We start from the raw sequence: 6,478 nt of genomic DNA, 5'->3' as shown, positions 1-6,478 counted from the left end.
GTAGGGGGCAGGGGAGCAGGGGGAAAGATATTTATTTGCAACGGACAACGGACAACGGACAACGGACAACTGACTATCCTTGTGACAAAAGAGCCATAATTTGGTCAATAAACAGTTGGTGATCGACCACAGGCTTAGAAATATAACCATCAGCACCACTTTGGTGCAAAAAATTCTCGCGATCGCCTTCCATTGCGTGTGCTGTTACTAAAATCACTGGTAAGTTAGCTGTTTGTGGGTCAGACTTTAACATTTGTGTAATTTTGATGCCATCAACAGACTTACCTTGGTATACACTACGTGATAGAGACACATCCATCAAAATTAGGTCAATTTCATGGGATTGAGCTATTTTCATCACCTCCTCTACATCTTCTGTATGTTTTACATCCAACCCCCCACGTTTACTCAGTATTTTAGAAAAAACACGAGCATTAATTAAATCATCTTCAACAATTAGGACAGTTTTCATGAGATTTGATACTAAATAGGGCTAACATCGGATCAACATCTGTTGTATTTTTAATAATCCATAAGGAATGTGAATTAAATAAAGTGCAAAAGTAAAAAAGTAGGGTGTGTTAGCGACAGCGTAACGCACCATTTCAGATTAAGTCAGAATTGCAGGTTATTAAATTTGCGTTCCTAAGCATAGATCACATCAAAAATAATACTACTGCTTTTTCTCGTCATGAGTATCAAGATTATGTGAGTATTTCTATTTGCGTTATGCTGTGATTTTAGAGCGTGTTATCTTCTAGCGGCTGTTGTGTAGTGAAAATTCAGGGAAAAACCTCATGGCAAAACAGTTAAACCTTCTCTCCAAGGGACAGGTCATCACCACCGCCCTGCACACCGAAATGCAACGGTCATACCTAGAATATGCCATGAGTGTGATTGTGGGGCGAGCCTTACCAGATGTTCGAGATGGATTAAAACCAGTACATAGGCGCATCCTATATGCCATGCACGAATTGGGTTTAACACCAGACCGACCTTATCGAAAATGCGCCCGTGTGGTGGGAGATGTTCTCGGTAAATATCATCCTCACGGCGATCAATCAGTTTATGATGCCTTAGTTCGGTTAGTCCAAAACTTTTCCAGCCGTTATCCCCTACTCGGTGGACATGGTAACTTTGGTAGCGTGGATAATGACCCACCGGCAGCCATGCGTTACACGGAAACCCGTCTCGCACCGGTCGGACACGAAGGAATGTTGACGGAAATTGCCGAAGAGACAGTGGAGTTTACTGGCAACTTCGACAATTCTCAACAAGAACCAACTGTACTCCCGGCTCAATTACCATTTTTGTTACTGAATGGCTGTGCGGGAATTGCTGTCGGTATGGCGACAAATATTCCCCCCCACAACTTGGGAGAAATCGTTGATGGCTTAATTGCCTTAATTGACAACCCAGATTTAACCGATGAAAAATTATTTCAATTAATTCCTGGTCCCGACTTTCCTACTGGTGGGGAAATTGTTGATCATGGTGGCATTAAAGAAGCCTATACCACTGGCAAAGGCGGTATTGTCATGCGCGGTATCGTCACAATGGAAGAAATTCCCGCCTCCAGGGGAACTAAACGCCGTACAGCATTAATAGTCACAGAACTGCCCTTTCAAGTTAATAAGGCAGCTTGGATTGAAAAAATCGCCGATTTAGTCAATCAAAGTCGGTTACACGGAATTTCTGACATTCGAGATGAGAGTGACAGGGAGGGAATGCGCGTGGTTATTGAACTCAAACGCGATACTAATCCCCAGGAACTACTCCAGCATTTGTATCACCAAACAGCTTTACAAACCACCTTTGGCGCGATTCTCTTAGCCATAGTTGATGGACAACCCCGCCAATTAACATTACGGCAACTATTACAGGAATTTCTCAAGTTCCGAGAACATACCCTCACCCGTCGCTACAGTTACGAATTAGGAAAAGCTGAAAATCGGGTAAATATTCTGGCAGGATTGTTAAAAGCTTTAGCAAATCTAGATGACGTTATTGCTATATTACGACAAGCCCCCGATGGCAGTACAGCCAAGATGACACTTTGTAGCCAGCTAGATTTAACGGAGGTACAAGCAGATGCCATTTTGTCTATGCCATTACGTCGTCTCACCAGTTTAGAACAACAAAACTTACAACAGGAATTTGACCAACTTAACCAGGAAATTAGCGTATTACGAACATTACTGGCAGACAGACGAGAATTACTTAAAGCCCTGAAAAAAGATTTGCGAACTCTCAAACGGAAATATAATGATCCTCGCCGGACGAAAATAGTTCACACCACAGAAAAACCAGCTTCAGAAGATAAAGGTAAAGCTAAAGCAGCAGTAGCCGCAGAAGAAAATTCTCCAGCAAAAATCCCCACTCCTAAACCGGAACAACCTCTAGAAGAAACCATTTTAGAAGTTACTCAACGGGGTTATATCCGGCGGATTTCCCCCAATAGTAAAAGAACAAAAGGGGAAAATGGCTTGCTGGATCATGATTTCCTGATCCAAACTGAATTGACTAATACTCACAAAGACCTGTTAATCCTCACTAGCGGTGGTAAGGTTTACCCGATTACGGTGGGAGATATTCCTCTAACTACGGGACGTTCAGCGCGAGGAACGCCATTGATTACGATGCTTACCAGTACCGCCCAAGGTAACACGGAAGGTATCATTACCCGGTTCTTGCTGCCAGAAAAACCGGAAACCTTGGAAATGGTTTTGTTAACTAAGGAAGGACGGATTAAACGCCTATCTTTATCGGAATTTGTGAATCTCTCACGGCGAGGGATTACAATTTTGAAGCTTAAAGACAAGGATGAATTAGCGTTTACCCAATTCCTCAGCAGCGGAGAACATCTAATTTTAGCGAGTTCTAGCGGTCGTCTACTCAGGTTTCCCGTTAATGATGAACAACTACCGATTATGGGTCGGGCTGCAATGGGGTTACAAGCTTTCCGCCTTTTGAAAAATCAGCAAATGGTTGGTTGTGTCAATGTCAGCAAGTATCACCAATTATTGCTGGTGACTGAAGAAGGATATGGCAAAATTATGGCTGCTAATCAGTTGAGGGCGGCGAATCGCGGGGATTTAGGCATACAACTGTTAAAATTCAATAATAAAACGGACAATTTAGCGGCTATGGTTCCCGCAAAACCAGGTTCAGAGGTCGCATTATTGACAAATAGGGAGCGAGTAATTCGCGTATCAGTAGATGCAGTTCCTAATCTCAACAAAGATAGTAAGGGTGAAAGTATTTGTCAACTTAACAGGGATGAGAGGGTTATTGGTGTGGTGGAGGTGGAGTAGGGTTTGTTAAGAGCGATCGCTTATGATGGAGTAAGGTGGGCGATCGCTAACTGCAAATCTTAAAATTCGTTGTGACGATTTACAGACAATTAATCAACTATGGATAAATAATCACTTGCTAATAAGTGTAAATAATCCATTCTTTACTCTTTAACTTATTAGAGATTTCATACTAACGCACTTTACAACTCTCTTCTTCCTTGTTCTTTTAATAAGATATCCATCCATTCTCGATCTTCTGTTAACAAATCTGGTACAGGAGGAATATTATAATCTAAGGTTAAATCAAATCTAGCCCTTTCATAAATACCTAACAATAAATGCTGTAAGTTTAACTCTATTTCCTCTTCTCCTTTTTGTAAAGGTATGGAAAAATTAGGTATGGTTTCTTTGACAGAAAATGCAAATAGTTGAGCCGATGGAAACCGATAGGATCTCACAGTTAAAATGCGATAATCTGTGTCAGAAACTCTGGTGACAATGGGCATTTTTTCGCCAGTTCTAATTAAGTCAATTTCTACTAAGTTGGTATCACTTTGCAATATTTTCTCCCGTTTATCCAAGTAGGATCTTCTACCTTCTTTAGTTTTTTTATTAGTAGGAGAAAGTATCTCAATTACAGTGATTACTTTACCTGTAGAAATTTCTCTAATTTCTAAATATCCTTCTTTAATTTCTAAAGGTAATGGTAAGGTGACAGTAATTGCCTTATTTTCTGTTTCTGTGGGTAAAGTTGCTATTGCAGTTTTACTAACATTTGATTTTTGTTCTTGTTTAACTGATAAAATTGCCACATCAGGAATACCAATTAATAAAGAATCTTCGGTATCAAGTCTATAAGTACGTTTTTCTATAGCTACTCGATATGTTTCGCTAAGATGAGATTCTATATTATCGGCGATCGCCGTAATTAATCTATGATATACTTCTGACCATAAATCAGGATTTTCTAAGTAGGGATTCATCCCTGGAAATGGTGAACTCATAAACTTATCACTACAATATTCTCAGAGTTACTATTCCAGTATAGCATTTATCTAGGTTGTGCTGTTCCAACTGACGTATTACCAGATTTAACTCAGACTCATAACGGACTTCTTGATAATATCTGGTATTTTTTAAATCACTAATACTAAACATTCTTGCTAACTTCTGGGGACTGAGACGGGGTAGTTTGTAGGAAATAATAGTCTGGATTAAATCTAGCAAATTTTTTTGCAATCTTTCATCCGGTAAATCTGATCTCGCTTGTGATAATAGGTTTCTTGCTAAAGCTGGAACTTCTTTCTCCTTCTCCACAACTAACTTAATAATACCTAATCCCAAGGATGTTTGTATATCCACCAATTCATCCAAATATAACCGAGTTACCAAAGGACTTTCTAGCAAATAGCGATATGGTTCTATTTCCGTCGGTTCTATACTACGTTTAGCAAATAAAACCACAGCTTGCCAGGGTTTGGTAGAAGCATAGAGATGTAAATAAAGAAAAATCTCTGAAAAAAAGCGAGAATAAAAGTCATCATCTCTTTGAAATTGTACCTCTACAAAATAAATTGGTGTTTTTGGCTGATTATTTTTAGGTAGAAATACACCATCAATTCTAAAAGCTGTTTGTTTTAGTTCTACAGAGGCAAAATCATAAACATCTGCTTCACTAGCTGGTAAATTAATCAATTCAAAAAAAGATTGCGGTAAGGTTTGAAAAATGCGATAAAAAATAGAATCAGTTTTCATGAATATTGCTATTAAATATTTTTGTAAATGTTGAGTTAAGAGGAACTATGAAACATGATACAATAACAACCATGCAAAATATCATATTAATTTCAACACACTAACATTTAAACTATGAATCAGCGATTGGTTGATTCCCTTGTGCAAGTAATTGAGGCACTTTCCCCAGAAGAAAGAAAACTTTTAGAAAGTCGTCTTCAACTCAAAGCAGTGCAGAAAACACCCGGAGTTTGTGGTGGTCATGCTTGTATTCGTAATACCCGCATTCCCGTATGGGTTTTGGTTTCGTTACGTCAGCAGGGAGCAAATGATAGAGAATTATTAGAAAATTATCCCAGTCTCACACCTGAAGATTTGATAGCAGCTTGGGAATATTATCAACAGCATACTTCAGAAATTGATCTGGTTATTGTTACTCAAAATGAGGATAATTAATGGTCAGACTGTATGCTGATGAGAATTTTCCTCTAGCGATTGTGCGACAATTGCGGCAGATTAAAAAAGAAGTCGGGGATCTTCTTTATGCTTGATTTTAAGAATATCCAATTTCTATCATTTTGAAAAATTCCTGGACTACTTCATCAGGATTGTTATAACATCTTTCAGAATCAAATCTTTCTACAACTTTGATACCATTTTTCTTGAAAATGCGTTCTCTTTCTTGTTCTTCAACTCTGCGTTCTGCGGTGTGAAAGGGTCCATCAACTTCCAACACTCCCCATTTACCGTTATAACAAATGAGAAAATCAGCTTCTTTATTTTCTCTACCTTTGGATGTGTTGAGTCGTGCTAAGGAGTTGGGTACAAATAAAACTCCAGTTCTGTCTAATGCTTCAGCAATTTTGATTTCTGTTTTTGAGCGAAAGCGTAGATTTTCCCAAGTGTGAATTATTGAGTCTGAATAAAATTGAACTCCTTGGTTATTGATATTATTATCTTTTTCAAGAGTTTTGCTTATAATTAAATCTGTATTTTCTATAATCTTTTTATATAAACTGGCAAATTCTCCAGGCGCAAAATTACAGTTTATAGGTCGTCTTTCTGTTTTATTCACATCAAGATAAATATATTCACAAATTACGCCATCTAAGTTTGTTGTATTGTTAATTAGCCAATCTTCTATACAAGCACCTGTCAATATTGCACTGTGAAAATTTGCATGGATTACCTGAGATTGCAACAAGTTAGCCTCTCTCAAGTTACTTTCAAACAGGTCAGTATCTCTCAGTATAGCAAAAAATAGGTAAGCCCCGCTCAGGTCAGATAAAAATAGTACAACTCCATTTAAGTTAGCCTCTTTCAGAACAGCATCTTTCAAATTAGCCACACTCAGATCGGGTATTATATCTGAATTTTCGTCTCTCCACTTATTCCAAACCTCTACCCCTCTCTTCAGTATTACTAAATGCTCTGGATTTGCCATAATC

The 6,478-nt window shown here is 38.5% G+C and carries 6 protein-coding genes; 2 read left to right on the top strand and 4 right to left on the bottom strand.

Features of this window, described 5'->3' with window-relative positions; genetic code table 11:
• Positions 1-73: 73 nt before the first annotated feature.
• On the bottom strand, positions 74-472 hold the full coding sequence (locus IQ226_RS12335; RefSeq protein WP_193895753.1) for a response regulator: 399 nt from the start codon (positions 470-472) through the stop codon (positions 74-76).
• A gap of 325 nt (positions 473-797) precedes the next feature.
• Between IQ226_RS12335 and IQ226_RS12330 the strand changes: the two genes are divergently transcribed.
• A complete protein-coding gene (locus tag IQ226_RS12330) occupies positions 798-3,314 on the top strand; it encodes a DNA topoisomerase (ATP-hydrolyzing) subunit A (RefSeq protein WP_193895751.1) in 2,517 nt (838 codons plus the stop codon).
• Positions 3,315-3,496: 182 nt separating this feature from the next.
• Here IQ226_RS12330 and IQ226_RS12325 read toward each other — a convergent pair whose 3' ends face one another.
• Together IQ226_RS12325 and IQ226_RS12320 are read right to left on the bottom strand one after the other, a co-directional pair.
• The gene (locus tag IQ226_RS12325) at positions 3,497-4,300 is read right to left on the bottom strand and encodes a DUF4058 family protein (protein ID WP_193895749.1); all 804 of its coding nucleotides are present in this window, start codon (positions 4,298-4,300) and stop codon (positions 3,497-3,499) included.
• Positions 4,301-4,310: 10 nt separating this feature from the next.
• On the bottom strand, positions 4,311-5,051 hold the full coding sequence (locus IQ226_RS12320) for an Rpn family recombination-promoting nuclease/putative transposase (protein ID WP_228039395.1): 741 nt from the start codon (positions 5,049-5,051) through the stop codon (positions 4,311-4,313).
• Positions 5,052-5,165: 114 nt separating this feature from the next.
• Between IQ226_RS12320 and IQ226_RS12315 the strand changes: the two genes are divergently transcribed.
• Positions 5,166-5,486, top strand: coding sequence for a DUF433 domain-containing protein (locus IQ226_RS12315; RefSeq protein WP_193895747.1), 321 nt, complete (start codon positions 5,166-5,168; stop codon positions 5,484-5,486).
• Positions 5,487-5,583: 97 nt separating this feature from the next.
• Here IQ226_RS12315 and IQ226_RS25105 read toward each other — a convergent pair whose 3' ends face one another.
• A complete protein-coding gene (locus IQ226_RS25105) occupies positions 5,584-6,474 on the bottom strand; it encodes a pentapeptide repeat-containing protein (protein WP_228039394.1) in 891 nt (296 codons plus the stop codon).
• Positions 6,475-6,478: the final 4 nt, after the last annotated feature.

Source organism: Dolichospermum sp. LEGE 00240 (assembly GCF_015207875.1).
GTDB classification, from domain to species: Bacteria; Cyanobacteriota; Cyanobacteriia; order Cyanobacteriales; family Nostocaceae; genus Dolichospermum; species Dolichospermum gracile.
Note: the sequence above shows the minus strand (reverse complement) of the source record. Positions and strands in the feature narration are given on the sequence as shown.

Coding starts and splice junctions, on each gene's coding strand:
- IQ226_RS12320 (WP_228039395.1), bottom strand. CDS start 5,051: ATGAAAACTGATTCTATTTTTTATCGCATTTTTCAAACCTTACCGCAA.
- IQ226_RS12315 (WP_193895747.1), top strand. CDS start 5,166: ATGAATCAGCGATTGGTTGATTCCCTTGTGCAAGTAATTGAGGCACTT.
- IQ226_RS12335 (WP_193895753.1), bottom strand. CDS start 472: ATGAAAACTGTCCTAATTGTTGAAGATGATTTAATTAATGCTCGTGTT.
- IQ226_RS25105 (WP_228039394.1), bottom strand. CDS start 6,474: ATGGCAAATCCAGAGCATTTAGTAATACTGAAGAGAGGGGTAGAGGTT.
- IQ226_RS12325 (WP_193895749.1), bottom strand. CDS start 4,300: ATGAGTTCACCATTTCCAGGGATGAATCCCTACTTAGAAAATCCTGAT.
- IQ226_RS12330 (WP_193895751.1), top strand. CDS start 798: ATGGCAAAACAGTTAAACCTTCTCTCCAAGGGACAGGTCATCACCACC.